A 17,282-nucleotide genomic window follows, 5' to 3' on the forward strand; every position below is an offset into this window, starting at 1 on the left:
CGCGTCATTGCGGACGCAGCATCCGCTGGATGATCAGCCGGAGCATCGGCGCATGTGTCTTCGTCTTTCCGGGGCGACCGTTCTCATCGGGTACTCCGTGCTGGACGTTGGCCTTGATCTCTAATAGACTGACTGATCGATCTATTATTCAGCGGCGGCGCCGATGCGTCAAGCCGCGTTGTCGAGGATGAACACGAACATGAGCATCATGGGTGACAGGAAACCGGGCCGGTTATGCGGCCTGTGGTTGCGTGGCATTGCGTGGCTGGTCAGTGTGGGCATGCTGTCCGGCTGTCTGTCGCCGGCGCAGTTGCCCGATGCGCATCAGCCCGTGCCGGCCGACTGGCGCAATCGCGGCGAGTCCGATTCGGCCGCCGCAGCCGCGCCGGCACCCGCCGACTGGTGGACCATGTTCCGCGACCCGGTGCTCGATGGGCTGGTTGCTACCGCGCTGTCGCACAACCTGACACTCGCGGAGGCCGGCTATCGCCTGCAGGCCGCGCGCGCGATCGCCCGGCAAGCGGCCGCGGCGCGTCTTCCGCAGCTCGATGCGATCGGCGAGCTGCAACGGCAGCAGCGTGTGTCGGGCGCGGACGGGCCCGGCGGGTTCGCGAACGAAACGGACGGCACGGATTTTCCGTCCGGCAATGTGCCGTTCGTGCCGTCCGACCGCGCCAGCGGCTACTACCAGGCCGGCTTCGACGCATCGTGGGAAATCGACCTGTTCGGCCGGCTTGCGGCCGCCGCCGATGCGGCGCGAGCGGGCGCGAGTGTCGCGCAGGCCGACTGGCGGCAGGCGCGCGTGACGGTCATCGCCGAGCTGGTGCGCTGTTACGTCGAGTTGCGCGGCGCGCAGCGCCGCAGTGCCCTGCTTGCGCAAAGCGTGAGCGACCAGCGGGAACGGATCGTGTTGACCCGTGAGAAGCGCGCGGCCGGCGTCGCCAGCGACTTCGACGTCGAGCGCGTGCTCGCCGGCGCCGCCGAGCTCACGGCCCGCCGTGCGGCGTCCGACCAGGCCGTGCAGCAGGCTGCGCAACGCATCGCGCTGCTCACCGGCGAGCCGGAACCGGACGACCGCTGGCTGGCCGTGGCCGCCCAGCCGGCCGTGCCGCCGGTCTCGCTGCGGGCCGTGCCGGCAGATCTGTTGCGCACGCGGCCCGACATCCGGCGCGCGGAGCGTGCGATCGAGCAGGCGGCGGCCGAGCTGCGCGTGTCGAACGCCGAGCTTTATCCGCGCCTGAACCTGGTCGGCGACATCGTCGTCAGCGGCAATCTGGTCGGCATGCCGCTGCCGGGACGCAGCACGGTCGGTTCGGGCGCGCTCTCCGTGACGATTCCGCTGCTCGATTGGGGGGCGCGCCGCGCCGTCGTGCGCGCCCGCGAAGCGGAGCTTGCCGCGGCGATCGTCGCGTATCGGCACGCCGTGCTCGAAGGCATCGAGGAAACCGAGAATGCGCTGAACGCGCTCGCGGCCGAGCGGCGCCGCGTGGCCGATCTCGCGCTGCATGTCGATGCCGCGCGCCGTACAGACGCGCACGCCGCGCTGCTCCGGCAGCGCGGAATGACGAGTCGGCTCGAGCGCATCGAAGTAGGTCTGGCGGCCCGCGAGGCCGACCTGGCGACGGTCGAGGCGCTCGAGAAGCAGGGCCTCGCGGTCGTCGCGTTGCACAAGGCGGTTGGCGGCGCGGTGGTCGGGCACGACGGATGAGCGGCACGTGACGACACCGCAAGCCGCCGCAAGAGCGGGCTGTTCAGATACTTCCGCAGAAGCAGCGTCCGGATCGACGCCGGAAACAGCCCTGCCGCCGCGTCAGAACTCGACGCCGTACACCTCCCGCGCAGCAGCCCGAATCGCGTCGGCCATCACCGCGACGGCCGGCGAATGCAGCCGGTCGGTGCGCGTGATGATCCCGAAATCGTCCATCCGGCAATCCATCTCCAGTGGCAGCACCGTGACGATTCCGTGCCGCGCGTAGTAGCGCGCGACGTCTTCCGCGAGCACCGCGATCATGTCGCTCTGCTCGAGCAACTGCGTGATGAACAGCAGCGCGGACGTCTCGACGAGGTTCGCCGGCGGCGCGAGGCTCGCGCGCTGGAACACGAGTTCGAAGCGATGGCGCAGCACGCTGCCGGCGGGCGGCACGACCCACGCGGCGCGCTGCACGTCCGCGAGCGACAGCGGCGCCTGCGCGAGCAGCGGATGGCCGGTTCGCACGACGGCCGCCACCGGCTCGCCGGTCAGCGGCTCGTAGCGCAGCCGCAGCTTGTCGTGTTCGGCGGAGAGCCGGCCGAGCACGATGTCGATCTTGTCCTGCGCGAGATGTTCGAGCAGCACGTTGCTGGTGTCGATCTCGACCGAGACGTGCAGGCCCGCATGCGTGCCCTTCACCGCGGCGACGGCCGGCGGCACGAGCCGCAAGCCGGGCGACGTGATTGCCCCCACCGCCACGTGCCCGAGATGGCCGGCCTTCAGCGCGGCCAGTTCCTCGTGCGCCTGGTCGAGGCTGCCGAGCGCCGCGCGCGCATGGCGGATCAGCGCGTCGCCGTACAGCGTCGGTCGCATCCCGCGCGGCAGGCGCTCGAACAGCACCGCGCCGATCGATTCCTCGAGTTCGCGCAGCAGCTTCGACGCGGCCGGCTGCGTCATGTTCAGCGCAGCCGCCGCGCGGTGAATGCTGCCTTCGTCGGCAAGCGCGACGACCAACAGAAGCTGGCGCGTCTTCAGGCGGCCCCGGTTTCCCCACGGACTGGCTTCGGGCATCGTACGGGTTTATATCGATATCGGAATCGATATCGTAATCGCCAAAAACGTCATTAGCCAGTTATCAAAATTCTGCCTAGACTGCGCCGGTATCCCGTCACCACAGGACTGACGATGTCGGCAACAAAACCCAGGCTGCGCTCCGCCCAATGGTTCGGCACGAACGACAAGAACGGCTTCATGTACCGGAGCTGGATGAAGAACCAGGGCATCCCCGATCACGAGTTCGATGGCCGGCCGATCATCGGCGTCTGCAATACGTGGTCCGAACTGACGCCGTGCAACGCGCACTTTCGCAAGCTCGCCGAGCACGTGAAGCGCGGGATCTCCGAAGCGGGCGGTTTCCCGGTCGAGTTCCCGGTGTTCTCGAACGGCGAATCGAACCTGCGGCCGTCGGCGATGCTCACGCGCAACCTCGCGTCGATGGACGTCGAGGAAGCGATCCGCGGCAACCCGATCGACGCGGTCGTGCTGCTCGCGGGCTGCGACAAGACGACGCCCGCGCTGCTGATGGGCGCGGCGAGCTGCGACGTGCCGGCGATCGTCGTGTCCGGCGGCCCGATGCTGAACGGCAAGCTCGAGGGCAAGAACATCGGCTCGGGCACGGCCGTGTGGCAGCTGCATGAAGCGTTGAAGGCCGGCGAGATCGACCTGCATCACTTCCTGTCGGCCGAAGCCGGGATGTCGCGCTCGGCCGGCACCTGCAACACGATGGGCACCGCGTCGACGATGGCGTGCATGGCCGAGGCGCTCGGCGTCGCGCTGCCGCACAACGCGGCGATTCCGGCCGTCGATTCGCGCCGCTACGTGCTCGCGCACATGTCCGGCATCCGTATCGTCGAGATGGCGCTCGAAGGGCTCGTGCTGTCGAAGATCCTCACGCGCTCGGCGTTCGAGAACGCGATCCGCACGAATGCGGCGATCGGCGGCTCGACGAATGCGGTGATCCACCTGAAGGCGATCGCCGGCCGCATCGGCGTGCCGCTCGAACTGGAAGACTGGATGCGGATCGGCCGCGACACGCCGACGATCGTCGACCTGATGCCGTCGGGGCGCTTCCTGATGGAGGAGTTCTATTACGCGGGCGGGCTGCCGGCCGTGCTGCGCCGGCTCGGCGAAGGCGGGCTGCTGCCGCACCCGGACGCGCTGACCGTGAACGGCAGGTCGCTGTGGGACAACGTGCGCGAAGCGCCGAACTACGACGACGAAGTGATTCGCCCGCTCGACCGGCCGCTGATCGCGGACGGCGGCATCTGCATCCTGCGCGGCAATCTCGCGCCGCGCGGCGCGGTGCTGAAGCCGTCTGCGGCGAGCCCCGAGTTGCTGAAGCACCGTGGTCGTGCGGTCGTGTTTGAGAACCTCGAGCACTACAAGGCGACGATCAACGACGAAGCACTCGACGTCGATGCCAGCTCGGTGCTCGTGTTGAAGAACTGCGGGCCGCGCGGTTATCCGGGCATGGCCGAGGTCGGCAACATGGGGCTGCCGCCGAAGCTGCTGCGCCAGGGCGTGAAGGACATGGTGCGGATTTCGGACGCGCGGATGAGCGGCACCGCGTACGGCACGGTCGTGCTGCACGTCGCGCCGGAGGCCGCCGCCGGCGGGCCGCTCGCGGCCGTGCGCAACGGCGACTGGATCGAACTCGACTGCGAGGCCGGTACGTTGCATCTCGACATTACGGATGACGAACTGCAGCGCCGCCTGTCGGACGTCGACCCGACCGCGGCGCCGGGCGTGGCCGGCCAGCTTGGCAAGGGCGGCTATGCGCGGCTGTACATCGATCACGTGCTGCAAGCCGATGAAGGGTGCGACCTCGACTTCCTGGTCGGCACGCGCGGCGCGGACGTGCCGAGCCATTCGCATTGAGCGGCAGGCGGCGCGATGTGCGTCGCAGCCGGTTGCGAGCCCGCTTGGGCCCGCTTCGTGAAACCGTGAACGCATGACGGCCGGCCGCCACAGCGGCCGGCGCAGGACGCGAACCATGACATCGAGCAGCACGCCGCGCTATCGCGGCATCTTCCCGGTCGTCCCGACGACCTTCACCGATACCGGCGCGCTCGACCTCGCAAGCCAGAAGCGCGCGGTCGATTTCATGATCGACGCGGGTTCCGACGGGCTGTGCATCCTCGCGAATTTCTCCGAGCAGTTCGCGATCACCGACGACGAACGCGACGTGCTCACGCGCACGATCCTCGAACACGTCGCGGGCCGCGTGCCGGTGATCGTCACGACGTCGCACTACAGCACGCAGGTGTGCGCGGCGCGCAGCCTGCGTGCGCAGCAGCTCGGCGCGGCGATGGTGATGGCGATGCCGCCTTATCACGGCGCGACGTTCCGCGTGCCGGAAGCGCAGGTCTTCGATTTCTTTGCGCACGTGTCCGATGCGATCGCGATCCCGATCATGATCCAGGACGCGCCCGCGAGCGGCACCGCGCTGTCGGCCCCGTTCCTCGCACGGATGGCGCGCGAGATCGAGCAGGTCGCGTACTTCAAGATCGAGACGCCGGGCGCCGCGAACAAGCTGCGCGAGCTGGTCCGGCTCGGTGGCGACGCGATCGAGGGGCCGTGGGACGGCGAGGAGGCGATCACGCTGCTCGCCGATCTGCACGCGGGCGCGACCGGCGCGATGACGGGCGGCGCGTATCCGGACGGCATCCGGCCGATCCTCGAAGCCTGGCGCGAAGGGCGCCACGACGACGCTTTCGCGCACTACCAGGCATGGCTGCCGCTGATCAACCACGAGAACCGCCAGTCCGGGATCCTCACCGCGAAGGCGCTGATGCGCGAAGGCGGCGTGATCGCGTGCGAGCGGCCACGGCATCCGATGCCGGAACTGCATCCGGACACGCGCGCGGAACTGCTCGCGATCGCGCGCCGGCTCGATCCGCTCGTGCTGCGCTGGGCGCACTGAGCGACCACCGAACGATACGCGAAGGAGGCATGCACGATGAGTGATCAGGTTTCGCTGGGTGTCGTCGGAATCGGCAAGATCGCGCGCGACCAGCATCTGCCGGCGATTGACGCCGAACCGGGCTTCAGGTTGACCGCGTGCGCGAGCCGCCACGCGGAAGTCGCCGGCGTGCGCAACTATCGCGATCTGCGCGCGTTGCTGGCCGCCGAGCGCGAGCTCGACGCCGTGTCGCTGTGCGCGCCGCCGCAGGTGCGCTACGCGCAGGCGCGCGCCGCGCTCGAAGCCGGCAAGCACGTGATGCTCGAGAAGCCGCCGGGCGCGACGCTCGGCGAAGTGGCCGTGCTGGAGGCGCTCGCGCGCGAACGCGGCCTCACGTTGTTCGCAACCTGGCATTCGCGCTGCGCGAGCGCGGTGGAGCCCGCCCGCGCGTGGCTCGCGACACGCACGATCCGCGCAGTGCAGGTGCGCTGGAAGGAGGACGTGCGGCGCTGGCACCCGGGGCAGCAATGGATCTGGGAGCCGGGCGGCCTCGGCGTGTTCGATCCGGGCATCAACGCGCTGTCGATCGTCACGCGGATCCTGCCGCGCGAACTCGTGCTGCGCGAGGCGACGCTCATCGTGCCGAGCGACGTGCAGACGCCGATCGCCGCCGAACTCGACTGCACCGATACCGACGGCGTGCCCGTGCGCGCGGAATTCGACTGGCGGCACGGCCCGGTCGAGCAATGGGAGATCGCGGTCGACACGGCCGACGGCGTGCTCGCGATCAGCCGCGGCGGCGCGCAGTTGTCGATTGCGGGCGAGCCGGTCGAGATCGGGCCCGAACGCGAGTATCCGGCGCTGTACGCGCACTTCCATGCGCTGATCGCGCGTGGCGAAAGCGACGTCGACGTGCGGCCGCTGCGGCTCGTTGCCGACGCGTTCCTGTTCGGGCGGCGCGTGCAGACCGACGCGTTCGGCCGCTGACCACGCGCGCGCTGCGGCGCGATCGCGCACGACGAATCATTACGGCACAAGCCGACATCAAGGAGACACCGCATGAACCGCACGACCCACACGATTCGCCGACACACGTTACGCGCGCTGCTGGCCGCGCTTTGCATCGCGCCGCTCGGCATGCAGGGCGCTGCGCGCGCCGATGCGCCGCTGAAGATCGGCTTCCTGGTGAAGATGCCCGAGCAGGCGTGGTTCATCAACGAGCAGAACGCGGCGTCCGCGCTCGGCCAGAAGGAGAATTTCTCGGTCGTGAAGATCGGCACGCCCGATGGCGAGAAGGTGCTGGCCGCGATCGACAACCTCGGCTCGCAGGGCGCACAGGGCTTCGTGATCTGCGCGCCGGACGTGCGCCTCGGCCCGGCGATCGCGTCGCGTGCGAAGCGCTACAACATGAAGTTCGTGACCGTCGACGACCAGCTCGTCGATTCGACCGGCAAGCCGCTGCCGAACGTGCCGCACCTCGGGATGTCGGCGACCAAGATCGGCAACCAGGTCGGCCAGGCCATTTCCGACGAGATGAAGCGGCGTGGGTGGAAGCCCGAGGAAGTCGGCGCGCTGCGGATCACCAACTACGAGCTGCCGACCGCGAAGCTGCGCACCGACGGCGCGACGCAGGCGTTGCTCGCGAACGGTTTCCGCAAGGAGAACATCTTCGACGCGCCGCAGAAGACGACCGATGACGAAGGCGGTTTCAGCGCGGCCGCGCCGGTGCTCGCGCGTCATCCGAACATCAAGAAGTGGGTGGTCTACGCGCTGAACGAGGAAACCGTGCTCGGCGCGGTGCGCGCGACCGAGCAGCTGCACATCCCGGCCGCCGATGTGATCGGCGTCGGCATCAACGGCGCCGGCGAGGCGTTCGCCGAATTCCAGAAAAAGGAGCCGACCGGCTTCTACGGGACGATCGCGGTCAGCTCGACGAACCACGGCAAGGACAGCACGCAGAACCTCGTCGACTGGATCCGCGACGGCAAGACGCCGCCGGCCGACACGCAGACGAGCGGCAAGCTGATGACGCGCGCGAACTGGCAGGCCGTGCGCGCCGAGCTCGGCATCTGAGTGCGCGAGGCGAGAACGCGATGACGATGCAGACGATGACGGCCGTATCCGGCAGCGACACCGGTGGCGATGCCGGCGTATCGCCGCCGGGCGGCCCGCTGCTCGCACTCGACGGCATCACGGTGACGTTCCCGGGCGTGCGCGCGCTCGACGCCGTGTCGCTGTCGGTGCGCGCGGGCGAAGTGCACGGGCTGATGGGCGAGAACGGCGCGGGGAAGTCGACGCTGCTGAAGGTGCTGTCCGGTGTGAACCAGCCGCAGGCAGGCACGCTGACGCTGAACGGTACCGAGCAGCGCTTCGCGTCGACGCGCGCGGCGCTCGAGGCCGGCGTCGCGATCATCTACCAGGAACTGCATCTGGTGCCCGAGCTGACGGTCGCCGAGAACCTGATGCTCGGGCAAGTGCCGAGCCGGCTCGGCGTGGTCGACGAACGCACGCTTGCCGCGCGCGCGCTCGATGCGCTGGAGCGGCTCGGCGAGCACATCGATCCGGGCATTCCGGTGAAGTACCTGTCGATCGGCCAGCGCCAGATGATCGAGATCGGCAAGGCGCTGATGCGCGATGCGCGCGTGATCGCGTTCGACGAACCGACGAGTTCGCTGTCCGCGCGGGAAACCACGCAGCTGTTCCGGATCATCCGTGCGCTGCGCGCGGAAGGCCGCGCGATCATCTACGTCACGCACCGGATGGAGGAGGTGTATGAACTGTGCGACCGCGTGACCGTGTTTCGCGACGGTCGTCGCATCGACACGTTCGATTCCGTGACCGATCTCGACCGCGACCGGCTGATCGGCTGCATGGTCGGCCGCTCGATCGAGGACGTGTACGGCTACCGGCCGCGCGCGGCCGGCGACGTGCTGATCGAGGCGAAGGGGCTGGCGGGGCCCGGGTTATCCGAGCCCGTGTCGTTCACCGCACGGCGTGGCGAGATCGTCGGCTTCTTCGGGCTCGTCGGCGCGGGCCGCTCGGAGCTGATGAAGCTGCTGTACGGCGCGGTGCGCCCGAGCGCCGGGCACGTCGAGCTGAACGGGAAACGCGTTGCATTCGGGAGCCCGCGCGACGCGGTGCGCGCCGGCCTCGCGCTGTGCCCGGAGGACCGCAAGCAGGAAGGCATCGTCGCGATCGCGTCGGTGGCCGACAACCTGAACATCAGCGCGCGCCGTCATTTCAGCCCGGCGCGCGTGCTGCTCGACGCGCGGCGCGAGCGTGAACTCGCGCAACGCTACATCGAGCGGCTTGCAATCAAGACCCGCGACGGCGACACGCCGATCGGCGCGCTGTCCGGCGGCAACCAGCAGAAGGTCGTGCTCGCGCGCTGGCTGGCCGAGCGCATCGACGTGTTCCTGATGGACGAGCCGACGCGCGGCATCGACGTCGGCGCGCGCGCGGAAATCTACAACCTGTTCTACGAACTCGCGGAAGCGGGCCGCACGGTGATCCTCGTGTCGAGCGACCTGGCCGAGGTGATCGGCGTGTCGGACCGGATCATCGTGATGAAGGAAGGACGGATCGCGGGCGAGGTCGCGAAGGCGCATGCGACGCCCGACGCGCTGATCAAGCTCGCGCTGCCGCGCTAGCGGCGTACTGCAACAACCGGAACGCATACGACATGAGCCAGGCCATGCAACCCCAACGCACTTCCCCGTCCCCCGATGCCGCCGCCGCGCCCGCGCGAGCGCGCGGCGGCGTGTGGCAACTGATCAACCGCTCCGGCATCGTGATGGTGTTTGTCGTGCTGTTCGCGACGCTGTCGCTGACGGTGCCGGACTTCCTTACGCCGCGCAACATCCAGGGCCTGCTGCTGTCGGTCACGCTGATCGGCTCGATCGCGGTGACGATGATGTTCGTGCTCGCGCTCGGCGAGGTCGACCTGTCGGTCGCGTCGATCGTCGCGTTCTCGGGCGTCGTCGCGTCGACGCTGATCACCGCGACGCACAGCGTCGTGCTCGGCATCGCGGCCGGCGTGCTCGCGGGCGGTGCGGTCGGGCTCGTGAACGGCGTGCTGATCGCGCGCTGGCGGATCAACTCGCTGATCGTCACGCTCGCGATGATGGAAGTCGTGCGCGGGCTCGCGTTCATCACGTCGAACGGCGACGCGGTGATGATCTCCGAGGAGCGCTTCTTCGATCTCGGCGGCGGGTCGTTCCTCGGCATCTCGTATCCGATCTGGAGCAACATCGTCGGCTTTATCGTGTTCGGCTTCATCTTGCGCCGGACCGTGTTCGGCAAGAACGTGCTGGCCGTGGGCGGCAACGGCGAGACCGCGCTGCTCGCGGGGCTGCCGGTGATGCGCATCAAGATCACGGTGTTCGTGCTGCAGGGGCTCGTGACCGGCTTCGCCGGCGTGATGCTCGCGTCGCGGATGAGCCTCGGCGATCCGAAGACGTCGGTCGGCCTCGAGCTCGGCGTGATCTCCGCGTGCGTGCTCGGCGGCGTGTCGCTGACGGGCGGCGTCGCGACGATTTCCGGCGTGCTGGTCGGCGTGCTGATCATGGGCTCCGTGCAGGACGCGATGAGCCTGCTGAACGTGCCGACCTTTTACCAATATCTGATACGCGGCGGAATTCTGTTGCTCGCGGTGCTGTTCGACCAGTATCGTCGCAACCAGCGGCGCGCGATGAAGATCTGACCCTGGCGAACGCGCGGCCGCCGGCGAAGGCGACAGACATCGGGAGACGGCATGCAACAGATTCATCCGGGCGCGGCGGCGCTGCTCGTGGACAGCCGCAATACGCTCGGCGAAGGCGCGACGTGGTGCGACGCGACGCACGCGCTGTACTGGACGGACATCGAAGGTGCGCGGCTGTGGCGCTGCCGCGCGGACGGCTCGGACGTCGCGCAGTGGCCGATGCCGGAACGGCTCGCGTGCTTCGCGCTGACGCATGATCCTGACGTGCTGCTCGTCGGGCTCGCGACGCATCTCGCGTTCTTCGACCTGCGCAGCGGCGCGTTCACGCGGATCGTCGACGTCGAGCCCGAGCTGCCGACGCGGCTGAACGACGGGCGCTGCGATCCTTTTGGCGCGTTCGTGTTCGGGATGAAGGACGAGGGCAGCGAGCCGCCGCAAGCGGTTGGCGGGTTTTACCGGCTCAATGCCGACCTCACGCTGGAGCGGCTCGCGTTGCCGCCGGCCGCGATCGCGAACAGCATTGCGTTTTCCCCCGATGGTTCGAAGATGTATTTCTGCGATTCGCTCGTGCGCGAGATTTTCGTCTGCGATTACCGCGCGGGCGGCGACGTCGCGAACGTGCGGCCGTTCGCGCGGCTGACTGACGCGGACGGCGACCCGGACGGCTCGACGATGGATCGCGACGGTGGGCTGTGGAACGCGCAGTGGGGCGGCCGGCGGGTGGTGCGCTACGGGCCGGACGGCGTCGAGACGGATCGCGTGGCCGTGCCGACCGCGCAGCCGAGCTGCGTGACGCTCGATGGCGAAGGCCGGTTGTACGTGACGAGTGCGCGGGTCGGGCTCGGCGATGATGCGCTGGTGAACGATGCCGACGCCGGCGGTGTGTTTGTCGCCCGGTCGCGCTACGGGGGGCTGCAGACCGCGCGGTTCGCGGGCGCGCCCGCGACCTGAATAGCGGATATTGATGGGAAAAGTCCATTGGCAGGCGGACAGTAATCCCAGTTGGTTCAGGTCACACCTTGCTTACAACCGCTCCTGATATTCTTCCAACCACATCCACTGGCCAGCCTCAAAGAGGTTCGTGTACTGGCCTCGTTCCGCCTGCTCCCGCGGAGTCAGTTTGCGGACGTTGGGAAATTTTTGCCCCTTTCGGATCAGATGGATATCCGAATCGGAAGTCTTGGTATATCCCTGCCATATCCCCGTTTCGGGGCATAGCATGCCGGTGCACAAATTCATCAGCCCGTATTTGTGGCGCTTCGCTTGTTGTTCTTCCAGGCGGTGCTGCTTGCGTTCCTCGGGCGTCAAGATTTTGTATGCGCGCCTTATTCTAACTTCGTCCAGTATAGGCGGAGATGAACCATCTGGCGAAGTTACATAAAAAAGTGCGACATTAACAGGAAATTTACTCCCTGGAATGTCTTTTGATCGATAGCGAAAGCCTTCCAGATTTGGTGAATCTGGAGTATGTCCTCCAACTTGGTTTCCGTATTCACGTCTCCCATGTCCGTCAACCCAATAGTCCTCCAGTTGAAGAAGTGATTTTATTTCTGTGTCGGATAAACTGGCAATTCTTGAATCAAGGACCATTCTCAATCCGGCTGGGACAATTTTTACTTTTTCTCGATCATCACTGTAATCTTCGGGGTCGTCGCCTGTTGAAAATTCAATCTCCGTTGCACGTAGTGCACGATTTCTATAAAAATAAAGAAACCCCTTTGCGGGAGGGTGTGTCCACGTTGTGTAGTTCATTCCAAAGACAATATTCTCGGGATGATATGACGCATCATCACGCAGGATCACCATTGCTGTTTTGAGAATGCTCCGCAAGATGACGCGCTGCTCTTCGTCGGTCGCCTGCATTTCAAACTCCTCCCCCAATGATTTGAAATGAAGCACTGTATTCTCCTGTGCATGTACCTGGATTCCGTACGAAAGCGCGATCAGGACGGTCCCAATAGGCTTGCACCACTTCTGCACACGCGTAGGCATCTTCTTCATGCAACTGGCTCCGGTAGCCCTCTTCGAAACTCACCATCTTGGCCGCCGTTTCTGGCGACACCCTCAACAGCTTGCAGACTTCAGTCTGTGAAATCGGCACGTCGGACTTCACGTAGGCGCCCCCCGTCTGGCTTTGAATATGTGAAATAATCCAGTAATAGTGAAAGACCAGCATGCGATGTAGCCCCGTAGCCGCCCGTGTATCATCGGGTATTTGTGCTTTCTCTGCGGCCTCAAAAATCTCTTGTGGAGAATTGACTTTGTAGACGTGCATTGCCTGCGAGAACATCGCATAGTCGCTCGGGTGTTGTTGAAGCAAGGCCATCATCCAGAATGTCTGCTGGCAATGGCGCGCTTCGTGGTAAAGCGTGTCCGCGAATGCCTTCAGAGTGCTATCCAAGGCGTCTGAATTTTTTGCCGACGCAATGATTTTTATGATTTCCGTCTCTTGAATAGCTATAGTCCATTTTGGCGTGGAAAACGATGCGCTGACGTCTGTGCGCATGTTGTATCGAGACTGTCCTTGCGTAGCGTTAACAATGTCTATTTTGGGGGTTGCTCCATTTGACTGCATGGGATCGGATGAAGAACCTTTGGGTAATCCAAATGGTCCCATGGCAAGGGTGCTGCTCAATATATTGCCAACAGCAAGCTTTATATTTGCCTTTAATTCGTTTGCTATCTCGTGGCTCAACGAATGGAACTTGTTCCATTCAATCTCGTTGAGCGCTTTTTTGACCGCCGCCGTGTAAGCCTTCGTCAGCGGATACTCGACATCGCGGCGCACGGGCATATCTGCCTTCACATCGTCTTGCTTGGCCCCGTCGATGAAGTGATGGAAGCGCAACCCGAAGTTGAGCGGATCACAAGTCGCGAACGCAGCCGGCTGATTCTCTGAGGTGGCCCCCTGTTCCGGGGTGCCGACCTTCTTGCCCTTGATGGTTGCGGTACGCTTGTCGGCGTTCGGTGCCTTCGCGGTGTAGGGTGTCGTGTGATCGCGCACGATGGCGGCCCGGTTGACGGCAATCACCTTGTCCGGATCGCTCGCCGCCAGCAGCTCCACCGTGCCGAACGCAATATCGTGACTCGTCACCACATCCGTTTCGCCCAGCTCATTACTCACACCCTCGATCACACGGCCGTTATCGAGCGTGACCCGGTACGGCTGGTTCGGCAGTGCAAACCCGCTGTCATGCTCCAGCAGCACGAAGTGCGCTGCATACTGCCCCGGATGTTCGGGCGTGACCGGCAGGCGCATCGGCCGCACCTGTGCGGCGTCCGTCTGATGACTGCCTGCATGGATCGTGTGCTCGCCGGCCGTTCGCACCACGTACCCCTGCTCGCTGATACGCACTTCGGTGCTGCCTGCATGCAGCACGATTTCCTTTGCCGCATGCAGGTGGATGCTGTCGGTCGTACTCGTGATGGTGACCGTTTTCTTCGCGGTGAGGTCGACACCATCGGTCCGCGCTTCGATACGCACTTTCCCCGCTGCGGTGACAAGCGCCATGCCCGCCTTGTGCACGAACAGCGAGAACGCGTTCGACACACTCGCGAACAGCGAACGCCCGACGGCAATTCCGACATGCCGACCGCTCGTCACCGCGACATCCTCGCCGCTCGCGATATGTGTGGTGCGCTCCGCTGCCAGACTGATCCCCGATGATGCCGACACGGCCAGGTCGCGCTCCGTCAGCTCCGGGAATTCGTCCGCCGTGCCAGTCGGGGTTCCCCGAATCGCATCGTTGCGTGCCTTGATCGCCCGGATGACATCGCTCTGATCGGCGTCGTGCTGTTGCGCCTGATGCCGCTGCGCCAGGCCCGTGAGGCTTTCCTGTAGTTCACGCGCCCGCGTGAGCCTGCCGATTGCCTCCCCGGCGTCCTTCGCATGACCGGGGCCGCCTGGTTGACCGTCCGTCGACACAAGCAAACCCTTCAACGCCCGAACGACGCCCCAATCGTCGGTTCTCAGGTCAAAGCCCTTGCCGCGCGCATCGGCGCGCCCCTTCTTTCGGGTGATGCGCCGGAGATTGCCGAGACTCAATTGCGACGTGCCCGCGTCGCTGGCAAGCTGCGTCTGGATTTGCTCTTGCGTATCGTCGATCGCCAGATGGCCGGATGCCGTGCCGTGGAGCTCTCTGCCGCGAATGACCGATACCGCGTGATTGTGTGGCTGCTCCAGCGCAGGCTGGCGGAACGCGTTGATGGCACTGCCGATAATCACCGGCAAATCCGGGTCGCCATGGTAGTGCGACACCGCCACCTCATGACCGATGCGCGGGATGAACGTCGCACCCATGTCGACGCCTTGCCATGAGGACAACACGCGCAGCCAGATGCCCGAATGCTCGTCGCGCTTGCCTTGGCGATCCCATTCGAACTGCACCTTCACTCGACCGTATTGGTCCGTCCAGATTTCCTGCCCGGCCGGACCAACGACGATAGCTTTCTCGGGGCCGCTCAGGACGGGCTTGCGGACACTGCGCTCCAGTCGGAACGGTTCGTTAGTCGGCAGCAGTTCGAACTGCGCATCGGCGCGATAGGTTTGCGCGCTGCCGGTTCGCTCTGCGATCTCCTCGATATCGAGCGTGCAGGACACAACGAGGTATTCACGGTTCGCCGCCCGTTGCGGATGACCGGCAAGCGTAAAGGTACGGCCCACCGTGAGGCCGCGCAGATGCCCGTTGCCGTTCGTGCGTCGTCCTTTGCAAAGCTTGGCCTCAAGCTGGACGCGCGCGAAATGATGGGCTTCGCGATCCACGTCGTTCGGGGCGCCTGCCAACCCCTGAGCGCCGGCCAGCGGTTGACTGTAATCCCCCCAGCCGTAAATTTCCCCGTCGGCGCTGGCCGTCGGGCGCGGGTTCTCCACGGTCGCGCCCAACCTCGCACGCGGGCGCGTGTAGTCGTAATCCGTCACGTTCACACGGCCCGGCGTGAGGCGACTTGTTACGGACAGCGTGCGAATGTGTTCCTCGTCGATGCGCTGACCGCCGGGCGGCAGATAGCGCAACGTCTCGTAGGCTTCGCCATGCGGCCGGTGACCGCCCATGGCGTCGCACAAGACCAGGCGGTGATGACCATCGTCGTGCTCGAACCACCACCAGATTCCCCATTCCTCCCAGAGGCGTTGCAGGAACGCCCAATCTGTCTCGGATGCTTGCCGCTGCACGTCGCGTTTCGGATAGACGCCCCGGAATGCGCCGAGGCGCTTGTCGACGGGGTAAGGATATTTCGAGAGCACCGCGTCGGTGATGTCGACGACGGTCATATCCTGAAACAGGCGGCAATCCTGCGTCAGCGTCGCGCGATAGAGCCATGGGCGCAACTCGAGTTCGTACAGGATCGCATTGCGATCCTGACCGGCAAGCCGTGCCGCCTCGACCAATCCGGTGATCTCGCGCGTGCCCGCGCCGACATTGCCGAGTCCTGCGTTCCCCGCCAACCCGGGAATGAAATGCCCTTTGCCTTCGAGCTGGATCGATACGGTCACGTCGGTGCCGACCATCTTGTCCAGATCGAGATCGGCGGTGCGACTTGGGGAGACTGCGTAGGCGTCGTCGGTTCGCAACGTGACGAGGTAGCGGCATTCATCGAGACGGCCGATGGTTTCGGTGCCTTGCAATCGCACCGGAACCAAGACTGGTAGCGCATCCATGCCATAGGTCGGCAGCGCTGCGCCGGCGAGTGACAGCGTGCGAGCTTGAGAAAACATCGTCATTTACGTTGCCCCGTTGTTCGCTGACCGATGACGGTCGCGCCGCAACCGGTCTTGTCGCCGTGATAGCCGACGCGCCGGCCGTGATGTGTGCGCTGGCCGCTTGCCAGCAGCGGAAAAACGCCACCACATTTCGGACACCGAACGCCATGGCCGTCGAGTGCCACGCCAATTCCAAGATGTTTCAGGTCATCCGTGCATTCGATGACTTCGCCACCGTGGTCGGTTTGGTCACCCAGGCGGACCATTTCAATGCCTTGCTCGTTTTTCATCGACGACTCGCGCGAGGAATGAAATCGTTCTTTTACCTCGCATCGAAACGCTGCACAATTTTCAAGATGAGAGTCGGCCGTTTTTGATAATTTAATTAGTAAATCGACTGATAAAGTCGTACAGATACGAGCCCATATCGAATGGGATACGCGTTGAGGTCGATGTCGCGATGATGCGATTCACAGCCCCGACCTGCTGGTAAGATGGCCCGCATTCCCATCCTGCCCGCGCCATGAGTTCCACCCCGACCAAGCCCGCGAACCCGAAAAGCACCGCGAAGAACACCCCCCGCGCGACAGGCGACAAGCCGAAGGCGCGCGTACAGCAGCGCCTGACCTACGTGATCGGTGGTCTCGACCGGCTGCTGCGCCGCCACATGACCGACGCGCTCGCACCGCTCGGCATCACGCTCGCGCAATACACGGCGCTGTCGGTGCTCGAGGCGCGCGGCGCGTCGTCGAACGCGCAACTGGCCGAGCGCTCGTGGATCACGCCGCAATCGGCGAACGAAGTGATGAGCGTGATGGCCGCCCGCGGTTTCGTCACGCGTGAAGCCGACCCGTCGCACGGCCGCATCATCCTGCTGACGCTGACCGACGAAGGCGCGGCGATGCTGCGTGAATGTGAAGCCGTCCTGCGCCCGCTCGAAACGCGGATGCTTGGCGACGTCTCCGCCGACGACGCCGCGCACGTGCAGCGCGCGCTCGAACTGTTCTCGCGCAACCTGCGCGGCTGATCGCTTACCGAATCTCTACGACGTAGGCCCGTCGGGCCCGCGTTCGCTCCGTACGCGCCATCGCCGGTCGCCTGACCGATCCCTGATTTCGTCGTTTCCTCTCGCCTTCCGCTCCGGGTTTACACCGCCACGCGTGCCGCTTGCAATATCAGGTAGCCTGATATTAAATGAAGCCGTCCGCAGCAGGAATGCTGCGCACCGAAT

13 protein-coding genes are annotated in these 17,282 nt (G+C 65.5%); 9 read left to right on the top strand and 4 right to left on the bottom strand.

From position 1 onward, the window contains the following. Positions 1–199: 199 nt before the first annotated feature. Positions 200–1,708, top strand: a complete 1,509-nt coding sequence (locus tag HAV18_RS12130) for an efflux transporter outer membrane subunit (RefSeq protein WP_166955844.1) — start codon at positions 200–202, stop codon at positions 1,706–1,708. A gap of 102 nt (positions 1,709–1,810) precedes the next feature. Here HAV18_RS12130 and HAV18_RS12135 read toward each other — a convergent pair whose 3' ends face one another. Beyond that, complete coding sequence (locus HAV18_RS12135; RefSeq protein WP_166955846.1) at positions 1,811–2,761, bottom strand: LysR family transcriptional regulator; 951 nt, start codon at positions 2,759–2,761, stop codon at positions 1,811–1,813. Positions 2,762–2,875: 114 nt separating this feature from the next. Here HAV18_RS12135 and HAV18_RS12140 point away from each other — a divergent pair, with 114 nt between their 5' ends. From HAV18_RS12140 to HAV18_RS12170, 7 genes are all read left to right on the top strand, one after another. Next, the gene (locus HAV18_RS12140) at positions 2,876–4,627 is read left to right on the top strand and encodes an IlvD/Edd family dehydratase (RefSeq protein ID WP_166955848.1); all 1,752 of its coding nucleotides are present in this window, start codon (positions 2,876–2,878) and stop codon (positions 4,625–4,627) included. Between the two features lie 115 nt (positions 4,628–4,742). Further along, on the top strand, positions 4,743–5,672 hold the full coding sequence (locus HAV18_RS12145; protein WP_166955850.1) for a dihydrodipicolinate synthase family protein: 930 nt from the start codon (positions 4,743–4,745) through the stop codon (positions 5,670–5,672). Positions 5,673–5,708: 36 nt separating this feature from the next. Then, a complete protein-coding gene (locus HAV18_RS12150) occupies positions 5,709–6,638 on the top strand; it encodes a Gfo/Idh/MocA family protein (protein ID WP_166955852.1) in 930 nt (309 codons plus the stop codon). 72 nt (positions 6,639–6,710) lie between these two features. Continuing rightward, entirely contained in the window at positions 6,711–7,724 is a 1,014-nt protein-coding gene (locus HAV18_RS12155; protein WP_166955854.1) for an arabinose ABC transporter substrate-binding protein, read from the top strand. Between the two features lie 20 nt (positions 7,725–7,744). Continuing rightward, the gene (gene araG / locus HAV18_RS12160; protein ID WP_166955856.1) at positions 7,745–9,301 is read left to right on the top strand and encodes an L-arabinose ABC transporter ATP-binding protein AraG; all 1,557 of its coding nucleotides are present in this window, start codon (positions 7,745–7,747) and stop codon (positions 9,299–9,301) included. 32 nt (positions 9,302–9,333) lie between these two features. Further along, positions 9,334–10,353, top strand: coding sequence for an L-arabinose ABC transporter permease AraH (gene araH / locus HAV18_RS12165; RefSeq protein WP_166955858.1), 1,020 nt, complete (start codon positions 9,334–9,336; stop codon positions 10,351–10,353). A 51-nt stretch (positions 10,354–10,404) separates the two neighbouring features. Beyond that, positions 10,405–11,304, top strand: coding sequence for an SMP-30/gluconolactonase/LRE family protein (locus tag HAV18_RS12170; RefSeq protein ID WP_166955860.1), 900 nt, complete (start codon positions 10,405–10,407; stop codon positions 11,302–11,304). Positions 11,305–11,376: 72 nt separating this feature from the next. Here HAV18_RS12170 and HAV18_RS12175 read toward each other — a convergent pair whose 3' ends face one another. The 3 genes from HAV18_RS12175 to HAV18_RS12185 are packed head-to-tail and all read right to left on the bottom strand — an operon-like array spanning position 11,377 to position 16,341. Further along, a complete protein-coding gene (locus HAV18_RS12175) occupies positions 11,377–12,252 on the bottom strand; it encodes a hypothetical protein (protein WP_347814750.1) in 876 nt (291 codons plus the stop codon). Beyond that, positions 12,218–16,072: a type VI secretion system Vgr family protein gene (locus HAV18_RS12180; protein WP_166955862.1), complete on the bottom strand. Its 3,855-nt coding sequence runs from the start codon at positions 16,070–16,072 to the stop codon at positions 12,218–12,220. Before HAV18_RS12180 ends, HAV18_RS12175 begins: the two co-directional genes overlap by 35 nt. Beyond that, positions 16,069–16,341, bottom strand: coding sequence for a PAAR domain-containing protein (locus HAV18_RS12185; protein ID WP_166955864.1), 273 nt, complete (start codon positions 16,339–16,341; stop codon positions 16,069–16,071). The genes HAV18_RS12180 and HAV18_RS12185 overlap by 4 nt, the downstream gene beginning before the upstream one ends. Before the next feature lie 233 nt (positions 16,342–16,574). On the opposite strand from HAV18_RS12185, the gene HAV18_RS12190 reads away from it, so the two are divergent. Continuing rightward, positions 16,575–17,078: a MarR family winged helix-turn-helix transcriptional regulator gene (locus tag HAV18_RS12190; RefSeq protein ID WP_166955868.1), complete on the top strand. Its 504-nt coding sequence runs from the start codon at positions 16,575–16,577 to the stop codon at positions 17,076–17,078. Positions 17,079–17,282: the final 204 nt, after the last annotated feature.

Origin of the sequence: Burkholderia sp. D-99 (assembly GCF_011605345.1) — a bacterium.
In the GTDB taxonomy this organism is placed as follows: domain Bacteria; phylum Pseudomonadota; class Gammaproteobacteria; order Burkholderiales; family Burkholderiaceae; genus Burkholderia.

Bases quoted from the DNA above. Each gene is read 5' to 3' on its own strand.
- HAV18_RS12130 (WP_166955844.1), top strand. From the start codon at position 200: ATGAGCATCATGGGTGACAGGAAACCGGGCCGGTTATGCGGCCTGTGG.
- HAV18_RS12135 (WP_166955846.1), bottom strand. From the start codon at position 2,761: ATGCCCGAAGCCAGTCCGTGGGGAAACCGGGGCCGCCTGAAGACGCGC.
- HAV18_RS12140 (WP_166955848.1), top strand. From the start codon at position 2,876: ATGTCGGCAACAAAACCCAGGCTGCGCTCCGCCCAATGGTTCGGCACG.
- HAV18_RS12145 (WP_166955850.1), top strand. From the start codon at position 4,743: ATGACATCGAGCAGCACGCCGCGCTATCGCGGCATCTTCCCGGTCGTC.
- HAV18_RS12150 (WP_166955852.1), top strand. From the start codon at position 5,709: ATGAGTGATCAGGTTTCGCTGGGTGTCGTCGGAATCGGCAAGATCGCG.
- HAV18_RS12155 (WP_166955854.1), top strand. From the start codon at position 6,711: ATGAACCGCACGACCCACACGATTCGCCGACACACGTTACGCGCGCTG.
- araG (WP_166955856.1), top strand. From the start codon at position 7,745: ATGACGATGCAGACGATGACGGCCGTATCCGGCAGCGACACCGGTGGC.
- araH (WP_166955858.1), top strand. From the start codon at position 9,334: ATGAGCCAGGCCATGCAACCCCAACGCACTTCCCCGTCCCCCGATGCC.
- HAV18_RS12170 (WP_166955860.1), top strand. From the start codon at position 10,405: ATGCAACAGATTCATCCGGGCGCGGCGGCGCTGCTCGTGGACAGCCGC.
- HAV18_RS12180 (WP_166955862.1), bottom strand. From the start codon at position 16,072: ATGACGATGTTTTCTCAAGCTCGCACGCTGTCACTCGCCGGCGCAGCG.
- HAV18_RS12185 (WP_166955864.1), bottom strand. From the start codon at position 16,341: ATGAAAAACGAGCAAGGCATTGAAATGGTCCGCCTGGGTGACCAAACC.
- HAV18_RS12190 (WP_166955868.1), top strand. From the start codon at position 16,575: ATGAGTTCCACCCCGACCAAGCCCGCGAACCCGAAAAGCACCGCGAAG.